We start from the raw sequence: 21100 nt of genomic DNA, 5'->3' as shown, positions 1-21100 counted from the left end.
GGGCGTTTTAGCATGTGACGCCCAGGCCGCGGCGGCCCGGCGCGGAGCCCTAGTTGGCGGCGTTGGTCAGCGCCAGATCCAGCGAGCTTTGCATGTTGGAGCCGACGCGCGAGCGCATCATGTCCGCCGTCAGCACGTCGAAGCCCGGAATGGTCAGGGTGATGTCTGTGTGCTGCTCGATGGTGCGATCGTTGGCGGTGTTGAGCGTCAGGTTGGTGATGCCGCCTCCGTTCAGTTGCTGCAGCACCGCGGTGGCGCCGCCCGAACCGGGAATGACCACGCCGTTCCAGCCGGAGGTGTCGCCCAGCTTGATGCCGCCAGCAGCGGCCGCTCCGGCGAGGTTCGCGGTCGGTGCGCCTTGCAGGATCTCGGGAGCCTTGGCGCCGGTCTGGGTGTCCCAGGTCAGGCGGCTTTCCAACGCCACTGCGCCGTCAATGGTGGTGCGCACGACCGCGCCGAACCCGATATCCAGGCCAAGCGGCGTCATGAACCCGCCGCGTTCGCCTTCCAGGTCCGCTTCGGCCAGAGCCAAGCCGCCAGACGCCGCAGGCTCGTCGGCCAGGGCCAGTTCCGGCGCGTTCAGCAGGCTGAACGGATCGATTGCGGCCATATCCGAGATGGCCGCTGCGTCGTTCGACATCGAGGCGATGTCCGCTTCAGCCATGTCGTTCAGGCCGTCGAAGCTGGTGTGGGCCAGCGCGACCCCAGGGAGCGACAGCATGGCCAGCACAGCGGTCAGAGTGGCGAGGCGGGTCATGGGTAAGCTCACGGAAGAGTACGAGAAACAGGAAGATCGCCGGCGATGTAGGGGTCGATGTCGAGAGCGCCCGACACCTGATACATCGGCGGCAATTCCCGCGTGAAATCGGAGAGCGAGGCGTTGTTGATCGGATGGGACAGCGGGGCCTTGGGCCACGGGTTCCATTCTTCGCTGCGGTTGTAGACCACCTGCTGGGCAGGGCCTTCGTTGACCAGGAAGACGATGCCGTTCCACATCGCGACGAATTCCTCGCGCGAATAGGTCTTGAGGCCCTGGGCCGGGTCACCGATCAGGACGCGCCCGCCCTGCATGCCTTTGATGACCACGAAGTGCTTGTAATTGTTGATCGAGATCACCGCGATCGCGGGGGCCTTGAGGTCGGCCAGCTCTTCCATGTCGAGCTTGTAGCCGTCTGCGCTGAAGCCATTGGCTTCGAGATAGCGCTTCATGTCGAGAAGTGAGAAGCCGACCTTGCGGATCTTGTCCTGATCGCCCGTGGCGTACATCGCCTTGAAGACCTCGGCCTCAGTGACCGGCTTGCCGTAGTGGTAATGCAGAAGCGTGGCCAGCGCGGCCGAGCCGCAGCTGTAATCGTATTGCTGCCGCACCACCGTGCGCCACGGGATGTCCTTGAAGGTGGTGACCTTCACATTGAACGTCGCGCCGCCTTCCATGAACGAGACCTGCGCCGATGCCGGAGCCGCCAGGCACAGGCCCAGGGCGGTTCCACATGCGAGAGCGGTCAAGCTGCGAAGAAGCGGCGACGACATGGCTGAACTCAAGGGGTGGGGGTGGTGGCGATGGTGACGCTGATGCTGCCCATGACGTTGGCGTTGGCGCCGGTGTTCACCGTCACATTGCCGATGCCGTTGAACCCGACCAGCGCGCCCGGGGAGAAGGTCACGTCGCCTGAGCGGTAATCGCCGCCGCCGGTGTTCACGGAGTTGTCTTTGTTGATCGCCTCGAGATCCTGGTCGGAGATGGCGAGGTTGGTCACCGTATTGGCGCCCCCGGATGTCGCGGCCATCTCATCGGCGCTCATCGACTGGGGTGCGGCTTTGGCGGCCGGAGCCTGAGTGTCCGCCGCCGAGGCGATCCCGAACGTCCCGAAGAGGACGGCGGAAGCCAGGAGACAGGTGGCGGTGCGTGACATCGGGACTCTCCGGTGCGGATAGGGCAGTTGAATTCAAGAAGTGAGCCACGCCGCCGCGGATGCGGCGGCGTGGCCCGATAGGCTCTTAGTCGCCGAAGCCGATCGAGGAGTTCGCGCCCAGGCCGGTGACGGCTTGGTTCGCGGTCGTCAGACCGGTGTTGTAGCTGGCGGTTTGGATGCCAGCGTAGGCGGTGTGGTCGCCGGCGTTGATGCCGCCGGTGGTCACCGCGTTCGTGCCCGCGCCGTAAACGGTCGAAGCATCGCCGTCATGGCTGAGGGTCGAGGCCGGCGAACCGGTCGTGTAGATCGTCAGGTCGTTGTCGGCGATACGCGCCTTTTGCTCGACGTCCGACTTCGTGAAGTAGGACACCTTCGTGTAGTCCGACGTGTCGGTCTTGCTGATCGTCACGGAGTCGGTGTTGCGCGAGCCGAGCGAGTTGCCCGACAGGACGCGGTTGCCGTTGTCCTTGGAGATCGTGGTGTCGGACGTGTCGGTGACGCTGACGTCCTTGGTCGAGGAGTTGCCCGACGCGACGTCGTTGTTCGACAGGATGGCGTTGCCGCTGCCGTAGTTCACCAGGTAGGTGTCGTCGTCGCTCTTGGTCGTGGTCGCCAGGTTCGTCGTGGTGTCGACCGCGGTCGAGTTGCCATAGGTCGTCGTGGTGACGCCATCGTGGTCCGTGGTCGAGGACACCGGACCGCCCAGGGCGACGTTGCCTTCGAGGTTGCCGTTGCCGGCGTCGGCCATCGCCGCGCTGGACATGGCGACGCCGAGAACCAGCGCCGACACGGAGATGAGGAACTTATTGGTCATTAGTGTGCCTTCCAAAATTCTGAATGGGTGAGTGAGCTGGGAAGCCGATTAGTGGACTTCAGCCGACGCACCGAACGTGATCGACGAGTTGGCGGCCAGCGACGTCGCGGCTTGGTTCACCGAGCTGATGCCCGTGTTGAACGACTGCGTCGTGATGCCCGAACCAGCGGTGGAGATGCCGCCGCTGATGTCGCCCGTGGAGAGCGTGTTGTTGGCAGTGTCGCCATCGGTGTCGAAGGTGATGTCGTTGTTGGTGACCTTGGCGCTCAGCGATTCGAGCGACAGGGCGACCAGCGACGTCTTCGTCGTCGTCGAGTCGTCATTCGTGGTCACGGACTTCGTGTAATCGTTGTCCGAGAACAGGGTGTTGTCCGAACCGATCACGTTGCTGTTGCCCTTGCTGACGCTCAGCGAGGAGTCATCAAGCTTGGTGATCGACGTGTCCGAAGTGTTGTTGGACAGCAGGTCATTGCCCGAGCCGACGTCGTTGTTGCTGTAGACGTTCAGTTCCAGGCTGTCGTCGTTGGACGACGAGGTCGAGGCGCTGTTGTACGTCGTTTGCGTAGCCGAGGCGTTGCCGCCGGCAGCGACGTTCAGGTCGCCGTTCAGATTCACTGCGTCCGCGGCGAAAGCCGCGCTCGACATCGCCACGCCCATGATGAGCGCCGACGCCGAGATGAGGAACTTGTTGGTCATCTAGATTACCTTCCCAAAGGTCTGTGAGTGCTGGAGGAGTCTCCACCTCCGGCCGGCAGAACCAGGATTGCGCCCCAGAGTTCGGATCACAAACACGTGATCGAACTCGGATGTTTACCGAGCGTTAGTCCCGTCCTCGCCGCCAGGTTCCGTTCTGACGGTGTTTGGCGCCGCTGGCGAGGCCTCTGTCTGGTTTTCCACCGCCTGCCTGGCTTCCTATTCAGCGGAATAGAGATTCTGGCGTTGCAGCGCGCAGCGCATCGGGTCGAACTGTCAGCCACACAAAAACGGGAGGGGCGGCCATGAACCGCAATTCGATGACTCGCAGGATGCTGCTGGCTGGCGCCGCGGCGCTCACGCTCGCCGCTGGCCAGGCCTGGGCGCAGGCCGCGCCCGACGTCGACGCCATCCACCGCCGCGCCCTGGTGCTCGACAGCCACGTGGACATTGCGTTGCCGAACATCTCGCCGCGCTACCTGGCGGCCGACGGCAAGTCGAAGTCGGATCTGGCGAAGCTGCGGGCCGGCGGGGTCGACGCCATCGTCTACGCCGTGACATCGAACACAGGCGCGCGCACGCGCGAGGGCTACGCCGCCGGGGCCGCGGAAGCGGCCGAACGTCTGGCCGCCATCCTGGCGGTGGCGCGCGACCATCCCGACCAGGCGCAGATCGCCTATAGCGCCGCCGACGTGCGCCGCATCGTCGACACCGGAAGAGTCGCGATCATCCTGGGCTTCCTCAACGCCTATTCGCTGGGCGAGGACGTCAACGGCCTGGACGACCTCTACGCCAAGGGCGTCCGTGTGGTCGGGCTGGCGCACGCCGGCAACACCGCCTTCGCCGACTCCTCGCGACCGCAGGCCGGCGCGGGCGAGGAACATGGCGGCCTGTCGGCCCTGGGTCGCGCGGCGGTCACTCGCATGAATGACCTGGGTGAGCTGATCGACGTGTCCCAGCTCAGCCACCAGGCGGTGCTGCAGACCGTCGCCCAGTCGCGCACGCCAGTTGTCGCCAGCCATGCGGCGGTTCTCACGCTGGCCGACACGCTTCGCGGGATGAACGATGCGGAGATCGACGCGATCGGCGCCAAGGGCGGCGTCATCCAGATCACGGCCTTCAACCGCTACCTGCGGCCCAAACCCGCCGACTACGACGCCAGGCTGCTGGCGCTGCGCAAGACCTACGGCCTGCCGGAGAGCGGAACCAGCTATCAGGGATCGGACGATCTGCCCGAGCCGAAGCGATCGGGTTTCTACCGCGATTTCTACGCTCTAGAGGAGCAGGCCGGCGTCAAGGGCCTGGTCGATCACATAGAATATGTCGCGAAACGGATCGGCGTCGACCACGTGGGCGTCGGCACCGACTTCAACCGGGGCCGGTGTCGAAGGCTACCAGGACGAGAGTCAGGCCGAAAACGTCACGCGCGAACTGCTGGCGCGGGGCCATACTGAGGCCGAGGTCGGCAAGATCTGGGGCGGGAATTTCCTGCGCGTGATGCAGGCGGCAGAAGCGGCCGCCAAGCCGAAGCCGGCGGCGCGATAGCGCTTCAGCCCGCCGGCGCGCGCCGGTGGCCGCGGATCAGTTCGCCGGGCAGAGGTCCGGTGGGGTGGCCGTCGCGATAGGTCACCTGGCCGCTCTTCAGGGTCGCGACATAGCCGTCGGCTTCCTGCATCAGGCGGCGCGCCCCGGCCGGCAGGTCATAGACCATGCGGGGAGGGCGTAGCTGCAAGCGGTCGAAGTCGATGACGTTGATGTCGGCCTTGTAGCCCGGCGCCACGACGCCGCGGTCCATCAGCCCCACGGCGCGCGCGGTGTCGCGGCTCTGGCTCTTGACCACGAACGGCAGGTCCAGCTTGGCCCCGCGCGTTCGGTCACGGCACCAGTGGCTGAGCATGTAGGTCGGCACGCTGACATCACAGATGGCGCCCACATGCGCGCCGCCGTCCGACAGTCCGAACAGGGTATTGGGGTTGCGCAGCATGGTCAGCGCGTTCTCCAGGTCCCCGTCAATGTAGTTGTGCAGGGTGAAGAACAGGAAGCCGGCGCCGTCGTCGGCGATCATCCGGTCATAGGCGATCTCGTCCGCCGCCCGGCCCTCGGCGGCGGCGCGCGCCGCCAGGCTTTCGCTGGGATGCGGCTCGTAGTTCGGCGGGTCGCCCAGCTCGAACATCTTGTGATAGGCGCCGACCACCGAATTGACGAACGGCATGTCCTTGATCGGCTGTTCGGCAAGAAGGCGGGCGCGGAACTCCGGGTCGCGCATGATCGCCACCCGCTCAGCCAGCGGCTTGTCGGCGATCGCCTTGTAGCTAGGGCGGCTGATGAACGGATGGACCGAGCCCTGCAGCCCAAGCATCAGGCCGACCGGGCGGCCCTGGACCTGTCCGCGGATGTCGTAGCCCTGGCCCACGGCCTCATCGAGGCGCCTCAGCAGTTCCTGCCACTGGCCGGGGAACACGTCGGCCTGGACGATGGAGAAACTGAGCGGCCGGCCCGAGACGGTGAGCAGCTCTTTCAGCAGATCGAACTCGTGGTCCATCTCGCGGAAGTCCGACACCCACTGCAGCACGCCGGAGCCTGCCTCGCGCATCCCCTTGGCGATCGCCAGCATCTCCGCATCGGCGGCGCCGAGCGTCGGCGTGAACGCGCCGTCGGCGGTCCGGTGCGCGGCGGTGCGCGTGGTGGAGAAACCGATCGCGCCAGCCTTCAGGGCATCGCGCACCAGGCCGCCCATCTGGGCTGCTTCTTCCTCGGTGGCCGGTGCGCGCACCGCGCCGCGTTCGCCCATCACGAAGACGCGCAGCGCGCCGTGTGGGATCTGGGCGGCGATGTCGATGTCGCGCGGCACGCGGTCCAGTGCGTCCAGGTAGTCGCCAAAGCTCTCCCAGTTCCAGGCGAGGCCCTCATGCAGGGCCGCGCCAGGAATGTCCTCGACGCCTTCCATCAAGCGGATCAGCGCATCGTGGTCGGTGGCGCGCGCCGGGGCGAAGCCGACGCCGCAGTTGCCCATGACGACGGTGGTCGAGCCTTGGATGGAGGAGGGGGTCAGCCGGCTGTCCCAGGTCGCCTGGCCGTCATAGTGGGTGTGGATGTCGACCCATCCGGGGGTGACCAGCAGGCCCTTGGCGTCGATCTCCTCGGCGCCGCGCGTCGCGACCTTGCCGACCTCGACGACGACACCGTCCCGGATCGCAACGTCCGCCTCGTAAGGTTCGCCGCCTTCGCCGTCGACCAGCGTGCCGCCTCGAATGACCACGTCAACCACCGGCCGCCTCCATCACCTGCTTGAACTGGAGGCTCTATAGCAGGCCGGTCAGGGCGGCGCGAAGTCTGCGTCGTTCAGCCGGCCACCCGCATCATCAGGTTCGCTCCGGCCCACACGCCGAACGGGATCGCGGGCAGCAGGACCAGCAGCAAGAGCGACCAGCGCAGGCAGGGCTCTTCCGCGACGGCGGACATGGGGCGTTGTTCGATGTTCTTCAAAATCACGGCTCGTTTCCTCAAGCGGCGCTTGCTGCGCCGTCTATTGGCCTTAACCTTGTGATGTCGCGCGCCGTTCCACAAGCATGCGAAAATCGACCGGAAGCTATGCGATCGGACCTTGCGTCCGTGCTCGGTCGTTCATCTAAGCGATTGAATTAAGGGATGTTTGGTGCGGAACCACGATTCCATTCGGCCCCGTTTCCCGCTAGGCTCAAGCGTTCGTCGTCCGAGGGAATCGCCGAGGTGCGGTGAATCACTGACGCGCGGGGCTTAGGGGAGGACATGGCGAGACCGCCGATCAGGGCGCCGAAGTTCATGCGCGGCGCCACCCTGGCCCCGTTCGAACACCGGATATTCGCCGCCGTCTGGACCGCTTCCCTGGTCGTCAACTGCGGGGCGATGATCCAGAACGTCGGCGCAGCCTGGCTGATGACCACGCTCGCCCCCTCGCCTGACTTCGTCGCGCTAGTGCAGGCCGCGGCGATGGCGCCGATGATGCTGCTCTCCTTGCCGGCTGGAGCGCTGGCCGACACCTTCGATCGGCGCAAGGTGATGATGGCGGCCCAGATCGCCATGCTGCTCGCCTCCGCCGCGCTCGCGGCGCTCGCCTGGCTGCACATGATCAACGCCTGGTCGCTGCTGGCCTTCACCTTCCTGATCGGCTGCGGGATCACGATCTATTCGCCATCCTGGCAGTCCTCGATCATCGAGCAGGTCTCACGCGAGAAGTTGCCCGCCGCGGTGGCGCTGAACAGCGTCAGCTTCAACCTGGCGCGCAGCGCAGCGCCCGCCCTGGGCGGAGCCATTGTCGCGATGGGCGGCAGCGCGCTGGCGTTCTCGATCAACGCCGTGTCGTACATCAGCCTGATCGGCGTGCTGGCCGCCTGGAAGCGCACCCCGCCGGAGGCTCGCCATCGCCCCGAAACGCTGGGCCGCGCCATGCGCACCGGGGTGCATTACGTGCTTGGCGCGCCGGCCATCCGCACCATCCTGATCCGCAGCGGCATGCTGGGCTTCTGCGCGGCGGTGTCGTTCGCCCTGCTGCCCCTGGTGGCCCGCGACCTACTGAAGGGCGGTCCGGTGGTCTACGGCGTGCTGCTGGCCGGTTTCGGCGGCGGCGCCATGCTGATGGGGCTGGCCAGCGTGCGGCTGCGCACCCGGTTTGGCGGCCAGCACGTGATGGACGGATCCTGCCTCGCCTTCGCGCTGGCGATGTTCGGCGTCGCGATCAGCCCGTGGTACCCGACGACCTTCCTGTTTGTCGCCGGCGCTGGCGGCGCCTGGGTGCTGGTGACCTCCGCCCTGACCACCGCGGTGCAGACCTCGTCGGCCGGCTGGGTGGCCGGGCGCGTGCTGTCCATGCAGCTGATGGTCATGTTGGGCGGCATGTCCGTGGGCAGCATCGTCTGGGGCCAGGTGGCTCACCACATCGGCCTACGCCCGACCTTCGTCGCGGCCGCCGCACTGCTGCTGGCGACCCAGGCCGTGGCGCGTTGGCTGCTGCCGCGCACCGTCGACGACGCCGACCTCGATCCGGCCGACTTGTTGGCGAGCCTGCCTGACCTGGACATCGATCCGAAAGCGGGTCCGATCGACATCCTGGTGGAATACAGCGTTGATCCAAAGCTGGCCCCGGCCTTCATGGCGGCGGCGCGCGAGCTGGGCGCCGTGCGCCGGCGCGACGGGGCCTCGACGTGGACGCTGCATCAGGACCTGGACGATCCAGAGATCTGGATCGAGCAGTTCAGCCACCCGACCTGGCTGGACCATCAGCGCCGGCACGCGCGGCTGACCAAGGCCGACCTGGCGATCCGAGACCGGGTGCTGGCGTTCCACAGCGGCGCGCCGCTGAGGATCCGGCGTTGGGTGCAGCGGCCGTCGGGCGCAGGGCCGTTGAACTGGCGACCGCTGGCGCTGGCTGATGACGCGGTCCCTCTGGTCACCTTGCCGCCCGGCTAACGTGCTGCGGGTTCAGGCGGAATTATTGGAATCCAGGTTAGAGGGCTGCGGGCGGCGGCCATCGGGCAGGGGATCGGAACGCATTGGCGCAGATCGATGACGCGGACGGCCTGCAGGCGCCGGGGGCTCAGACTTCCGGACTGGTGCGCACCGCCAAGGGCGCGCTGGTGCTGCTATTCTATGACGGCTTCGAGCGCAGCGCGACGCCCGGCCTGATCGGCGGGACCTATTCTCAGCTCCGGCGGCTGGCGCGGTTTGTCTGGCGCAGCGCGCGTCGCCGCCAGACCCGTACAGGCTTCTACACCGCCTTCCTGTCGTTGGAGCGGTCGCTGCGGCGGGCGGGATGCGACGTGCGCGTCAACGACTTCGCCGAGGCTGCGCGGCGCCCCGACTATCCGATCGGCCTCGCCGGCTACCCCAGCGTCCTGGCGAAGGCGCCGGCGTCCAATCCGCGTATATTCGGACACGGCGACTTCGGCGATCCGCAGGCCGCCGCCCGCCTGCTGCAGGACCCCCGCTATCGCATGTTGCTGGCTCCTGGCGCGTGGCTGGCGGCGCTGTTCGCCCCGCTCTGCGGCGACCGCTATCGCGAATGGCCGGTGGCCATTGACCCCGACGCCTGGCCGGACATGAGCGCGCATCCCAAGCACATCGACGTGGTGGTCTACGACAAGATCCGTTGGCGGCGCGACGAGCAGGTCCCGCGCGTGCTGGACCCGGCGATCCGTCATCTGGAAGCTCGTGGCCTCTCCTATGTCGTGCTGCGCTACGGCGATCACCACCAGGGGGAGTTTCGCGCCGCCGTGCGCGAGGCCCGCGCGATGCTTTTCCTGTGTGAGCACGAGACCCAGGGAATCGCCTACCAAGAGGCCATGGCGGCCAACGTGCCGATCCTGGCCTGGGAAGAAGGCGAGGTGGTGGATCCGAACATCCGCGCCTTCGCGCCGCCCGACCATCGGGTTAGCGCCGTGCCCTACTTCGATGAGCGCTGTGGATCGAAATTCAGGATCGGCGAGTTCGCGGAGCGCTTCGACGCGTTCTGGGCCGCCCGGGAAACCTATCGCCCGCGCGACTATGTGCTGGACCGCTTGTCCATGCATCGCGCGGCGCACGACTATCTGACCTACTATGAAGCCGCGGCGCAGGGCTCCTGAACGGCGAAACTTCGCCGCCTGTCGACGGGTATTCAGCAATTGTTGGCCGATGTGGTGATAGACATGACCTCATCGGGAGGCTGGAGAACGGCCGCCAAGGAGCTTTCGACTGTCGACGTCAGCACAACTTCCTGGGGACATCGCGGTCGACCTCGACGGAACTCTGTTCCTCGGCGACAGCCTTGACGAAGGCTTCGCCAAGTCGCTGCTCACCCGCCCCATGCATGCGCTGAGGGCTCTGGTGGCGCTGCTGCGCGGTCGCGCCTCGATGAAGGAGGCGCTGCGCAACGTCACGGTCGACTGCGTGGCGAGCATGCCGGTGCGCGCCGAACTGGTCGACTGGCTGCGCGGCGAGCAAAAGCGCGGGCGCCGCGTGCATCTGGTCACCGCCGCCGACCAGCAGGTCGCCGAGGCCGCGGCGCGCCGGTTCGATTTCCTGCATGGTGACGCGCTCGGAACCCGCGACGGGGTGAACCTCAAAGGTCCGAACAAGTCCGCCGCTCTGCAGGAGGCTTTCCCGGACGGCTTCACCTATGTGGGCGACAGCCGCGCGGATCTGCCGGTGTTCGCCGCAGCCGACTCCATCGTCCTGGCGGGCGCGCCGGCCGAGGTCGCCAACGCCGCGCGCCAGATGGGCAAGCCCGTGGAGGCCGAATTCCAGTCGGCGCAAAACGGCGTGCGGTCCTGGATGCGGGCGTTGCGGTTGCATCAGTGGTCGAAGAACCTGCTGTTGTTCATCCCGCTGCTGCTCGGGGACCGGCTGGACGACCCGCATGCGGTGATCGCCTGCGTGCTGGGCTTCGTGGCGGTCGGCGTCACGGCGTCGGGGACCTACATCATCAACGACCTGTCGGACCTGGCCGCCGACCGCGCCCACGCCACCAAGTGGCGGCGGCCGTTCGCGAGCGGCGCGATCCCGGTCAAGGCGGGACTGGTCGCAGCGCCTCTGCTGATCGCGGCCGGCCTTGCCGCCACCACGCTGCTCTCGTCCGTCGCTGGCCTGTTGCTTGGGATCTACACCGCGGTGACGCTGGCCTATTCGTTCCGGCTGAAGCGCGTGCCGATGCTGGATGTCTACGTCCTCGCCGCGCTGTACGCCCTTCGCCTCGGCGTCGGCACCGCGCTGGTCGAAGTGCCGCCGTCGGTCTGGCTGATGGTGTTCGCGCTGTTCTTCTTCTTCTCCCTGTCGCTCGCCAAGCGCCATGCGGAACTGGTCAAGGCTGCGGAGCGGATCACCGGGCCGATCCCCGGACGCGGCTATCGCACCCAGGACGCGGGCCTGACGCTGGCGATGGGCGTCGGATCGGCGATGTGCTCGCTGCTGATCATCGTTCTGTTCCTGGTGTTCGAGGCGGCGGTGTCCGGCGGCTACAGCCGACCTGCCTTCTTGTGGCCCGCGCCCGCGCTGATCGGTCTGTGGGTGCAGCGCATCTGGCTGCTGGCCTCGCGAGGCGACCTCGCCGACGATCCGGTCTCCTTCGCGGTGCGCGATCGTCCGAGCCTGGTGCTGGGCGTGCTGCTGATCGCCAGCGCGCTGCTGGCGCTCTGACCGGCATGGGTGACGCCTTTACGGCTGCGCCGGGGTTCCGAAGCTGGGGCGGAGCGGCGCGGCCGCTTCAGCACGTCGCCCGGCCACGGTTCGCCGACCAGCTCCCGGGATTGCTGCGCCAGGCCCCGGCGGGCGGCGCCCTGGCCGTGGGGCTGGCGCGCTCCTACGGCGACAGCGGCCTGAACAGCGCCGGCGGCCTGATCGATATGTCGGGCCTGGACCGGCTGATCGTCTTTGACGCCGAGAACGGGGTCGTGCGCGCCGAGGCCGGACTGTCCCTCGAGGCCCTGCTGAAGCTGCTCGCTCCACGCAGCATGTTCACCACCACGACGCCGGGAACAGCTCAGGTGACGCTCGGCGGCGCGGTCGCCAACGACGTCCACGGCAAGAACCACCATTCGGCCGGGGCTTTCGGCTGCGGCGTCCGGCGCCTGGGCCTGTTGCGCACCACCGGCGAGCAAATGGAGCTCGCCCCCGGAGACCCGCTGTTCGCAGCGACCATCGGTGGGCTCGGCCTGACCGGCGTGATCACCTGGGTCGAGTTGCAGCTTGCGCAGATCACCGGGCCATACATCGACAACGAGGACGTGCCGTTCGGCGACCTTGGCGGCTTCTTTGATCTTGCGGCCGAGAGCGCCGGAGCCTGGGAACACACCGCGGCGTGGATCGACGTCGGACGGGGGCGAGGGATTTTCAGTCGCGGGGCCTGGACCTCGCAAGGGGAGGGGCCGCAACGCAAAGGACGGCTGAGCGCGCCGATCGAGCCGCCGGTCTCGCCGCTCAACCCGTTGAGCTTGCGCGTCTTCAACGAAGTCGTTTTCGCCGCCAAGTCGATGGGCGTGCGCCGCCGCACGGTTCCGTACTCCGCAGCCTTGCATCCCCTGGACAGCGTGGCCGGCTGGAATCGGCTCTATGGGCGCAAGGGGTTCTGGCAGCATCAGAGCGTCGTGCCCGCGCCTTCGGCCCGCGACGCGGTGGCGGAAATGCTCGGCGCCGTGGCGAAGGCCGGCGAGGGTTCGTTTCTCAGCGTGCTGAAGACCTTCGGCGAACGTGCGTCGCCCGGTCTGCTGTCGTTTCCGCGGGGGGGCGCGACCCTGGCGATGGACTTTCCCGCGCGCGGGCCCGGGGTGTTGAAGCTGATGGACCGGCTCGATGCGATCGTGCGAGAGGCGGGCGGCCGGATCTATGCAGCGAAGGACGGAAGAATGAGCGCGGACATGATGCGGGCGGGTTATCCGCGGTTGGACGAATTCCTCCAGCATCTCGACCCCGGTCTCAGCTCGGACTTCGCGCGGCGCACGCTGGGGGTCTCGGCATGAGCGGCGAGCGTGTGGTGATCCTGGGCGCCCTGTCGGCCATCGCAGAGGAGACCGCCAGGCTGTTCGCGGCCGAGGGCGCACACCTGATGCTGGTGGCGCGTGACGCCGCCCGCCTCGATGTGCTGGCGGCCGACCTGCGCCTGCGTGGCGCAGCCGAGGTTGCAGTCGCGGCGATGGATCTCGCAGAAGCGGAAGATGCTCAGACCAAACTATCGACCTGGACCCAGACCTTGGGCGGAGTCGACACAGTGTTGCTGTTCTACGGCGCTCTGGGCGACCAGGCGCGTTCCGAGTCCGATCTCGCCGCCGCCCGCGCGGTGCTGGACGTCAATTTCACCAGCCAGGCCCTGTGGTCGCTGGCGGCCGCCCAGGCCTTCGAAGCCCAGCGCCGTGGCAGCCTGGTGATGGTCTCATCTGTCGCCGGCGACCGCGGACGGATGTCGAACTACGTCTACGGAGCGGCGAAGGGCGGGCTGGCGATCCTGGGACAGGGGATCGCCCACCGCCTGGCCCAGGTCGGCGGGGAGGCTCGGGCGGTGGTGGTGAAGCTGGGGTTCGTGCGCACGCCGATGACTCAGGGGTTCGATCGATCCGGCCCGCTGTGGGCCGATGCGTCTACGGCGGCGGCGGCGATCCACCGCGCGGCGAGCGCGGGCGGCCCTGTGGTCTACGCCCCGTGGTTCTGGCGCTTCGTGCTGCTGGCGATCCGCCTAGCGCCGGCCGCGATCTTCCACAAGACCAGGCTGTAGCCGCGCCGGTTCGTTGCGTCGCGCCACGCCGTAGACGCCCAGCGCGAACAGCAGAAGCGTCATCGGCGAGAATGGCCCGACGATCACTTCGGTGAACACACGCGAGATCATCGTCAGGTAGGCGGAGAAGAAGAACGCGGTGGGTACGGTCAGATTCCACACCACATTGGTCAGCAGCGAGAAGCCGATCAGCCCCAGCGAGACCAGGAACACGCCCAAACCGATGTAACCAGTGTCGACGGTCACTTCCCGGAACGTGTGGTGGAAGTGGAAGCCGCGCCCGTCCGACAGCCCAGTCCAGCGCAGCAGCCCGATGGTGGTCATCGACTTGCCAAGCCACACCGCGCGGTAGCCGTGGCCAAGCGTCGGCTTCTGGGCGATCAGCTCGTCGGCCTTGCGCCAGAGATAGGTGCGCCCGGTCAGGGTGGCGTCCTTTTTGAACACCTTGGTCGCGACCTCCTGGGCTTCCCGCACGACGACGTCCTTGGCCACCACGACCGGGGTCAGCACCACCAGAGCGGCGAGGATCACGCCCAGCCTTGCGCCGGTTCCCAGCGGGCGGAGCAGCAGCAAGCCCACGAACGCCGCGGTGGCGCCCATGGCCGTCAGGACGCCCGTCGCCGAGTGGGCCTGCAACAGCATCGACAGCGCCAGGAACACGCCGATGAACGAAGAGCGGCGCATCCATGCGGGTTGCTCCTTGTCGAACATCACCGCGAACGCGGCGGCGATCGCCATCTGGCAGACCGAAGCGATCTGGTTCTTGGAGCCGGTGAGCCCGATCAGCACCGGACCCTCCTCCGACATGCCCCAGCGATTGACGAACAGCGAGCCGAAAACCACCACCGCCGAGGATATATAGAGGGCGGCGACCATCCGCCGGGGCCCGATCGCCACCGCGACCAGCAGGCCGGCGGCCACGGTGTAGGCGAACTGCAGCGAGTACCGCAGCGAGATCATCGGCGCATCCGACCACATCGTCGAGGCCACGGCCATCGCTGGGAAGGTGAGCAAGATCCAGATCCGCGGCATGGCGGTGAGCAGCGAGCGCCACGCCTGAGAGGCGATCATAAGCACCAGTACGATCTGGGCGACGTTGCTCGCGGCGCCGAAGATCGAAATGGTCATCAGGCTCAGCAGCAGCGTCACCTGTACCTGGGCGAGCGTGGTGTCCCCGAACATCGAGGCGTCGAGGCGGGCGCGTTCGGGCGACGCCATCCGCGGTGATTGCTCGAGGCTCGCCAAGCGATTCAACTCCATGCACGCATGCGGCGCGGCGAAGCCGTTCTATGGCGCACGCCGTCCGTGTGGAAGACTAACGGCTAATCGTGCCTGTTTTCTTCATGCGCCCGCGATGACGGGGTTTCGGAGATTCACGCCGCCGGAACCTCTCCGGGTTATGACGGGTCGAGCCAGCGAGAGGGGCCAAGCGCGTGTCCAGTCCGATCTTGTCCACCGCCCGAGCGGCGCCAGCCGATGGGACTCTGTTGGCCGTGGCGCTGGGCGTCGGTTTGTTGCTGCGACTGGGCGCGCTGGCTCTGGTCGGCGACGTCACGCATGGCGCCACGCTGTGGGAGTATGGCGAGCAGGCGGTCTGCGCCTTTCACACCCACGGTGATCTGTGCGGCTTCTACGACGGCGGGCTGGCGACCTATCCTTCTGCCTATATGCCGCCGTTGCTGAGCTATTTCTGGCTGCTGCTGTTCCATCTTTTCGGCGACGGCGCCGTGGCGCGCGCCGCCTGGCTGACCGCTAGCCTCGCTGTCGCGCTCGTGAACATCTGGCTGGTGTTCCGGCTCAGCCTTTCGCTGGGTCGCTCCGGCATGGAGGCGTTTTTCGCCGCGGGCCTCTTGGCGGTCTACCCGACGTTCGTGTTTGTCACCGCCACCTACCACCAGACCAACTGGGCGGTGTTCTTCCTGCTGGTGATCGTGGCCACCGCTGTGCGGATCGCGCAGTCGGAGCGGATGTCCTGGCGTGACGCTGCACTGAGCGGGCTGTTCTGCGGCCTGGCGACATTGAACCGCTCCGAAATGCTGCTCGTCGGGCCCGCGCTCGTGGCCTTGAGCGCGCTCTGGCGGCGCAAGTTCACCGACCTGATCCGAATCGGACTGGTCGCAGGCTGCGCGATGGCGCTGGTCCTCGCCCCGTGGGTGACACGCAACTACATCCTGTTCGGCGAGGTGATCCCGGCTGCGCAGAGCGGCGGCTATAATCTGTGGAAGGGCTTCAATCCCTACACCAACGGATCGGGCAATATGACCGAGGAGCCCCCCACCGGGCCGGGCGCCCAGGCCCGCGGCCGGATTCAGGCTTCAGTCGCGCATGGGCCATTGTACGAGACCCGGCTGCAGGCCGCCTTCATGCAGGCGTTCGAAGCGGACGTCGATGCGGCGTCGGGGCGACGTCTCGCACAACTGGCGCTGGATAAGGTGGCGTTGCTGTGGGTGTTCGACTGGACCGACGTGCGGATTACCGGCTCGCTGGCCTATCGCCTGCCTTGGCTCATCGCCAACCTGCTCGTCGTGCTTGGCCTGGTCGTATTATGGCGCGACCGGCGCCATGTGGACAAGCCGACGGCGGTGATCTGCTCTGGCGCATTGGCGTCGCTCACCGTGGTCTACGCCGCCAGCGCGGTGCATGCGCGCTACCGCATGCACCTGGAGCCCATCCTGTTCATCGCCGCGGGCGTGGGCGCTCAAGCCCTGCTGAGCCAGCTTGCGCGTCGTTTCAGGCCGCTTTAGGTCCGCGCTGGGCGGAACGTCACCAACTGGTGCGCCGCGAAGTTGAACAGGATCGGAATCAGGATCGCACAACCGTGTGCGACGGTCTCGGCCGCTCCGGGCGGCAACAGCTTCCGGAACACGTGGTCCCTCAGCAGGACCGAGGCGACCAGGACGATCGGCAAGGCGATCAGGTTGAACACGAGGAACCAGGCCATCTCCTGTCGGATCGGCTTGCCGGTCGCCGGGAAGACGAAATAGCGATTGAGGAAAAAGGCGACCACGAAGCCGATCGCATACGCGGTCAACACCGCCGTGACGAAGCCCAGCTTCGATTCGAGCGCAATGCGGCTGGCGAAGTTCACTCCCGCGGCCACGCCCCCGGCCAGCAGGAAACGGGCGAAAGAGCCGTTCAGATAGAAGGCCAGTATCCGCCGGATGGCGCCTGGTTCTGGCTTTGTCGCGTTCATATGTACACCGGTTCGCGCCGCGGCTGGTGATCGGTGCCGATCGCCAGCGCCATTTCATGGGCGATGCGTGCGCCCTCCGATACGCCCCGATCCTCAGGATAGTAGAAGCAGGTGTCGGCGACCTGCAGGCCCGAGATCGGCGTGCGGATCGGCGGGATCCTGGCCGCGAAACCCCGCTCGCAGAGCGGCTGGGCATAACGTAGACGCCCGACCCTGCTGGCCAACCGGTCGCTGTCGGTGAGGTTCGGATTGATCCGGCGCAGGTAGCCGAAGCTTTCCTCGATCAGCGCTTCGTCCGACCAGCGCCACTTCGGGTGATCTGTCGGCATGTAGTAGGGCACATAGACCACCGACTGCGGCATTGGCCGCAGGTTGGAGAACTCGATCACGCCAGGGACCTCGATCGCCGGATCGACGATGTTGACCCAGAAGTGCGGCGACACGCTCTGTTTCAGTTTATGCACCACGCAGATCACGCCGATGTTGCGGATCGCGTGATAATCGGCTTTCGAGGCCTCGGGCAGATCCGGGATCAGGCCCGCTACGAAAGGTGTCGGTACGGTCGAGATCACGGCTTGCGCCTCGAACAGCCGACCGCCTGCCCGCACACCGGTCACCGCGCCATCTCGAGTAAGGACTTGCTCGGCGGGCGTCGCCAGACGGATGCGCCCGCCCTGCGCCCGGATCGATGCGGTGAGCGCCGTGATCAGGGTCTCGGAGCCGCCCTCTATATAGCCCAGCTCCTCCTGCAGCAGCGAGCGACGCGAGCGTCCGACGCGGCGTATGCGCGTGGCGATCCAGGCGGCGGAGACATCGTCGGCGTACTGGAAGAACTTCAGTTCCATCAATCGCCGCCACAGCTTTTCGTAAACGCTGGCGCCGGCGCCTCGCTCGATCCAGTCGCGGGCTGAGACGTTCTCCAGATCGTCGAAGTTCCTGCGGCGCGAGGTGAGGAACATCTGTACGCCGTAGCGCAGTTTCTCGATCGGGTTCAGCAGTCCGGTCGTGAGCAGCGAGATCGGATCGCCCCACTTGTGCAGCCGATCACGGGCGAAATAGGCCATCGACGTGGTGCGCCAGCGCATCAGATGACCGATGCGAAGTTCGTCCATCAGGGCGAAGGTCGGCGCGTCCGGCTTGCAGATGAAGTGGTAGAAACGCTCGATCGAGAGGCCGTCGAAGTCGAAGTGTGCAGCCATGCCGCCGGCGACCGCATCGGCCTCGATGACCTCGACCTCATGGCCTAGCTTGAGCGCATAGTGCGCCGCCGCCAGCCCCATCGCTCCCGCACCGATGATCACCGTCTTGGTCATCCCTAGAAGTCCAGCACGATCCGGCCATAGCGAGGGTCGAGGAAGGTCTGCGCCAGGGCGTCGTTGAGCGGGGTTTCGACGACGCCGAAGATCGTCGGCCAGTCGATGATCGGGAACACCTCTGGAATGACCAGCGCCTCCAGCTGGTGCGTGGTGAACGGCGGATCTCGGTCGAAACGCGCATAGACCCAGAGCAGGGCCCAGAACAGGCCGAAGGGAATATGCACGATGCGGGTGCGTGCGCCCACGGTGCGGCGGATCATGTCGATGAGTTCGACATAGTCCACTTCGGTGCGGCCAGAGATGTCGAAGGCGCCAGTGAGGCTGCGCTCGACGCCCGCGGCGATGATTGCGGCGAAATCGCCGGCATACAGCGGTTGGCGGCGGAAGCGGCCGTTTCCCGGCACCGGGAACAGCGGCGCACGGTCCATGAAGCGGCGCAGCCAGCCCAGATGCTTGCGGTCGAACCAGCCGAACATCAGCGTCGGGCGCAGGATCAGGTGCGGCGTCGGATGCGCCGCGACGATCAGCTCCTGGGCGGTCTTGGTCTCGACGTAGAGGTCGTCGGCCTGTGAGTTCACCACCGACGACGAGATGTGCACGATGTGCGGCACGCCGTGGCGGGTCACCGCATCCAAGATATGCTCGGTGGCGGTCATGTTGTTGGCGACGAACGGCCCCCGCTCCAGCCCGCCGATCTGTGCCTGGTTCAGCACCACGCAGTCGGCGCCGGCGAAGGCGGCCTGCCAATCGCCCGGGGCCGCAAGGTCGGCCTCGATCACCAGGATGTCGGGATGCAGCTCGCGCAGCATCGCGGTGTTGTTCGGATGCTTGTCGATGGCGGTCACCCGATGGCCGGCCGCCTTCAGCCGCGGGATCAGGTTCTGCCCAACTAGGCCGGCCGCGCCGGTGACCACGACGGTCTTGCCCTCGGTGCTTCGATCGTCGACAGCCATCGAGCTCGCTTCAACCCTTCGCTTGCCCCGGAACGGGGGAGAAAACGCCGGCCGCTATGCGGCCGTCGTGGTTCACAGGCCGCGGATCGCCTCGCAGACGCGGGCCACCTGCTCCTGGGTCATCTCCGGAAACATCGGCAGGCTGAGGATCTCGCCTCTGGTCACGTCAGTGGCGTTGCAGCCGCGCGGCCCCAGGGCGACGCGGCCTTCGTATGCGGGTTGGCGATGCACGGGGGCCGGATAGTGCAGGGCGGTTCCGACGCCCGCCTCGCGCAGCCTGACCTGCATCACGTCACGGTCGGGCGTGCGCACCACATATTGGTGGAACACGTGCTCGCAGTCGGCGCGGCGCACGGGGCCGGTGAACGGCGATCCGGCGAGCGCGGCGTCATAGGCCTGCGCGACAGCACGGCGGCGCGCGTTGTTGGCGTCGAGATGGCCCAGCTTCACCCGCAGGATGGCGGCCTGCAGCTCGTCCAGGCGGCTGTTGACCCCGGCTTCGGCGCTGATGAACCGCTCGCGCCACCCGTACTGGCGAAGCGACCGCAGCCGTTCGACCACCGCTGGGTCGTGGGCGACCGTCGCCCCGCCATCGCCCAGCGCCCCTAGGTTCTTGGTTGGATAGAAGCTGAAGCTGGCGGCCTGGGCGATGCCGCCGACCTTGCGGCCACGCCAGGTCGCGCCGTGCGCCTGGGCGCAATCCTCGATCAGCGCCACGCCGTGCGCCTCGCAGGCGGCGAGGATCGCGCTCATGTCGGCTGCCTGGCCGTAGAGGTGCACCACCACCACGGCGCGGATCGGCGGCAGGCCGGCGGGCGGGCGTTCCAGCACCGCGCGCAGCTCTTCGGCGTCGAGGGTGAAGCCGTCCGGCTCGATGTCCAGCAGCAGTGGAACGGCCCCCGTCATCTCGATGGCGGCCACGGTCGCCACAGCGGTGTGGGAGACGGTCGCCACCGTACATCCAGGGCCGATGTCCAGGGCGCGCAGCGCCAGCGCGATGGCGTCGGTGCCGTTGCCGCAACCCACAGTCTGGCCGGATCCAAGCCACGCTGCGAATTCCGCCTCGAAGGCGCGGCCCTCTTCACCCAGGATGTACCAGCCAGAGCCCAGCGCGCGCAGCGCCGCGGCGTCGATCTCGGACTTCAGCGCCCGGTATCCGGCCGCCGGGTCCGTCTGCGGGATCATCGCCGGCGCGCTCACAGATAGTCCGCCAGGCGTTCGCGGAACCAGTCGATGGAGCGCGCGACGCCGTCCTCTATGCTGACCTGGGGGCTCCAGCCGGTGGCGGCGCGGAACGCCGAGTCGTCAGCGTAGTAGTCGCCGATGTCGATGCGCGCCCGCTCCGCCGGGAATTCCCGCGTCACATAGCCGGCCTTGCCCTTGGTCAAGCTGACCATCAGATCGGCGATCTGCTGCAGGCTGACCGGCGGCGGGCCGCCGATGTTGAAGATCCTGCCATGGCAGGCGGGCGTCGCCGCCGCATCGATGAAGGCGCGCGTGACGTCGTCGACGTAGGTCATGTCGCGCTTCTGTGCGCCGCCCCACACTTCGAACGGCTTGTCCTCGAGGACCGCGCGGATCCAGATGCCGAGGAAATTCTGGCGGGCGTCGCGGATGCGCTGGGCCGGGCCGTAGCAATTGGTCAGCCGCAGCGACACCACGGGCCGCCCGCGCACCCGCTGCTCCAGCATCCAGTATTGTTCGCCGGCGAACTTCGAGACGCCGTTGGCGTCCGGCGGGGCGATCGGATGATGCTCGTCGACCGGCAGAACCTCCGGACGGCCATAGAACTGCCGGGTCGAGGCGTGGACCACGACGGCCTCGGGCGCAGCTTCGCGCGCCGCCTGGATCAACCGAAGCTGGGCGACGGCGTTGACCGCGATGTCGGCCAGCGGGTCGGCCTGGCCGCCCATGTGGCTGGACTGGGCGGCCAGGTTGAAGATCACCTCACCGCCGTCGCACAGCACCCGCAGGTCGAGGTCGCGGATGTCGCCCTGGACGA

General features: G+C 67.2%; 19 protein-coding genes and 1 pseudogene. 7 read left to right on the top strand and 13 right to left on the bottom strand.

From position 1 onward, the window contains the following. Window positions 1-49: 49 nt before the first annotated feature. From Q8M88_RS14860 to Q8M88_RS14840, 5 genes are all read right to left on the bottom strand, one after another. Window positions 50-757: a hypothetical protein gene (locus tag Q8M88_RS14860; RefSeq protein WP_305597937.1), complete on the bottom strand. Its 708-nt coding sequence runs from the start codon at window positions 755-757 to the stop codon at window positions 50-52. An 8-nt stretch (window positions 758-765) separates the two neighbouring features. Beyond that, window positions 766-1434 (bottom strand): C39 family peptidase, encoded by a 669-nt coding sequence (locus Q8M88_RS14855; protein ID WP_305597936.1) that lies wholly within the window; start codon window positions 1432-1434, stop codon window positions 766-768. A 104-nt stretch (window positions 1435-1538) separates the two neighbouring features. Continuing rightward, window positions 1539-1913, bottom strand: coding sequence for a hypothetical protein (locus tag Q8M88_RS14850; RefSeq protein WP_305597935.1), 375 nt, complete (start codon window positions 1911-1913; stop codon window positions 1539-1541). 85 nt (window positions 1914-1998) lie between these two features. Further along, a complete protein-coding gene (locus tag Q8M88_RS14845) occupies window positions 1999-2727 on the bottom strand; it encodes a hypothetical protein (protein WP_305597934.1) in 729 nt (242 codons plus the stop codon). Between the two features lie 48 nt (window positions 2728-2775). After that, on the bottom strand, window positions 2776-3423 hold the full coding sequence (locus Q8M88_RS14840) for a hypothetical protein (protein ID WP_305597933.1): 648 nt from the start codon (window positions 3421-3423) through the stop codon (window positions 2776-2778). Between the two features lie 302 nt (window positions 3424-3725). Here Q8M88_RS14840 and Q8M88_RS14835 point away from each other — a divergent pair. Next, window positions 3726-4965: pseudogene (locus tag Q8M88_RS14835) on the top strand (dipeptidase). 4 nt (window positions 4966-4969) lie between these two features. Here the strand turns inward: Q8M88_RS14835 and Q8M88_RS14830 are convergent. Together Q8M88_RS14830 and Q8M88_RS14825 are read right to left on the bottom strand one after the other, a co-directional pair. Continuing rightward, entirely contained in the window at window positions 4970-6688 is a 1719-nt protein-coding gene (locus Q8M88_RS14830) for an amidohydrolase family protein (protein WP_305597931.1), read from the bottom strand. 74 nt (window positions 6689-6762) lie between these two features. Next, the gene (locus tag Q8M88_RS14825) at window positions 6763-6906 is read right to left on the bottom strand and encodes a hypothetical protein (protein WP_305597930.1); all 144 of its coding nucleotides are present in this window, start codon (window positions 6904-6906) and stop codon (window positions 6763-6765) included. Window positions 6907-7188: 282 nt separating this feature from the next. On the opposite strand from Q8M88_RS14825, the gene Q8M88_RS14820 reads away from it, so the two are divergent. From Q8M88_RS14820 to Q8M88_RS14800, 5 genes are all read left to right on the top strand, one after another. Beyond that, on the top strand, window positions 7189-8865 hold the full coding sequence (locus tag Q8M88_RS14820) for an MFS transporter (protein ID WP_305597929.1): 1677 nt from the start codon (window positions 7189-7191) through the stop codon (window positions 8863-8865). Between the two features lie 83 nt (window positions 8866-8948). Further along, the gene (locus Q8M88_RS14815; protein WP_305597928.1) at window positions 8949-10019 is read left to right on the top strand and encodes a glycosyltransferase; all 1071 of its coding nucleotides are present in this window, start codon (window positions 8949-8951) and stop codon (window positions 10017-10019) included. Between the two features lie 109 nt (window positions 10020-10128). After that, window positions 10129-11568, top strand: coding sequence for a UbiA family prenyltransferase (locus Q8M88_RS14810; protein WP_371132729.1), 1440 nt, complete (start codon window positions 10129-10131; stop codon window positions 11566-11568). A 5-nt stretch (window positions 11569-11573) separates the two neighbouring features. Beyond that, window positions 11574-12887, top strand: coding sequence for an FAD-binding oxidoreductase (locus Q8M88_RS14805; protein ID WP_305597927.1), 1314 nt, complete (start codon window positions 11574-11576; stop codon window positions 12885-12887). Further along, on the top strand, window positions 12884-13636 hold the full coding sequence (locus tag Q8M88_RS14800; RefSeq protein WP_305597926.1) for an SDR family NAD(P)-dependent oxidoreductase: 753 nt from the start codon (window positions 12884-12886) through the stop codon (window positions 13634-13636). Before Q8M88_RS14805 ends, Q8M88_RS14800 begins: the two co-directional genes overlap by 4 nt. On the opposite strand, the gene Q8M88_RS14795 is transcribed toward Q8M88_RS14800, so the two are convergent. Continuing rightward, the gene (locus Q8M88_RS14795) at window positions 13598-14881 is read right to left on the bottom strand and encodes an O-antigen ligase (protein ID WP_305597925.1); all 1284 of its coding nucleotides are present in this window, start codon (window positions 14879-14881) and stop codon (window positions 13598-13600) included. The two genes, Q8M88_RS14800 and Q8M88_RS14795, sit on opposite strands and share 39 nt — an antisense overlap. Before the next feature lie 188 nt (window positions 14882-15069). Here Q8M88_RS14795 and Q8M88_RS14790 point away from each other — a divergent pair, with 188 nt between their 5' ends. Further along, on the top strand, window positions 15070-16380 hold the full coding sequence (locus Q8M88_RS14790; protein WP_305597924.1) for a glycosyltransferase family 39 protein: 1311 nt from the start codon (window positions 15070-15072) through the stop codon (window positions 16378-16380). On the opposite strand, the gene Q8M88_RS14785 is transcribed toward Q8M88_RS14790, so the two are convergent. The 5 genes from Q8M88_RS14785 to Q8M88_RS14765 all read right to left on the bottom strand — a co-directional run. Beyond that, window positions 16377-16829 carry a GtrA family protein gene (locus Q8M88_RS14785; RefSeq protein WP_305597923.1) on the bottom strand — a complete coding sequence of 151 codons (453 nt, stop codon included), beginning with the start codon at window positions 16827-16829 and terminating at the stop codon, window positions 16377-16379. The genes Q8M88_RS14790 and Q8M88_RS14785 overlap by 4 nt on opposite strands. After that, window positions 16826-18142: an NAD(P)/FAD-dependent oxidoreductase gene (locus Q8M88_RS14780; protein ID WP_305597922.1), complete on the bottom strand. Its 1317-nt coding sequence runs from the start codon at window positions 18140-18142 to the stop codon at window positions 16826-16828. The genes Q8M88_RS14785 and Q8M88_RS14780 overlap by 4 nt, the downstream gene beginning before the upstream one ends. A gap of 2 nt (window positions 18143-18144) precedes the next feature. Then, window positions 18145-19098: an NAD(P)-dependent oxidoreductase gene (locus tag Q8M88_RS14775; protein ID WP_305597921.1), complete on the bottom strand. Its 954-nt coding sequence runs from the start codon at window positions 19096-19098 to the stop codon at window positions 18145-18147. Between the two features lie 72 nt (window positions 19099-19170). Next, window positions 19171-20283 (bottom strand): DegT/DnrJ/EryC1/StrS aminotransferase family protein, encoded by a 1113-nt coding sequence (locus Q8M88_RS14770; protein ID WP_305597920.1) that lies wholly within the window; start codon window positions 20281-20283, stop codon window positions 19171-19173. Between the two features lie 11 nt (window positions 20284-20294). Beyond that, window positions 20295-21100, bottom strand: an 806-nt coding sequence (locus tag Q8M88_RS14765; protein ID WP_305597919.1) for an NAD(P)-dependent oxidoreductase, incomplete at its 5' end; no start/stop codon positions are given.

This window comes from Phenylobacterium sp. (genome assembly GCF_030693805.1).
Classification (GTDB): domain Bacteria; phylum Pseudomonadota; class Alphaproteobacteria; order Caulobacterales; family Caulobacteraceae; genus Phenylobacterium.
This window is presented reverse-complemented; position numbering and strand designations above follow the sequence as displayed.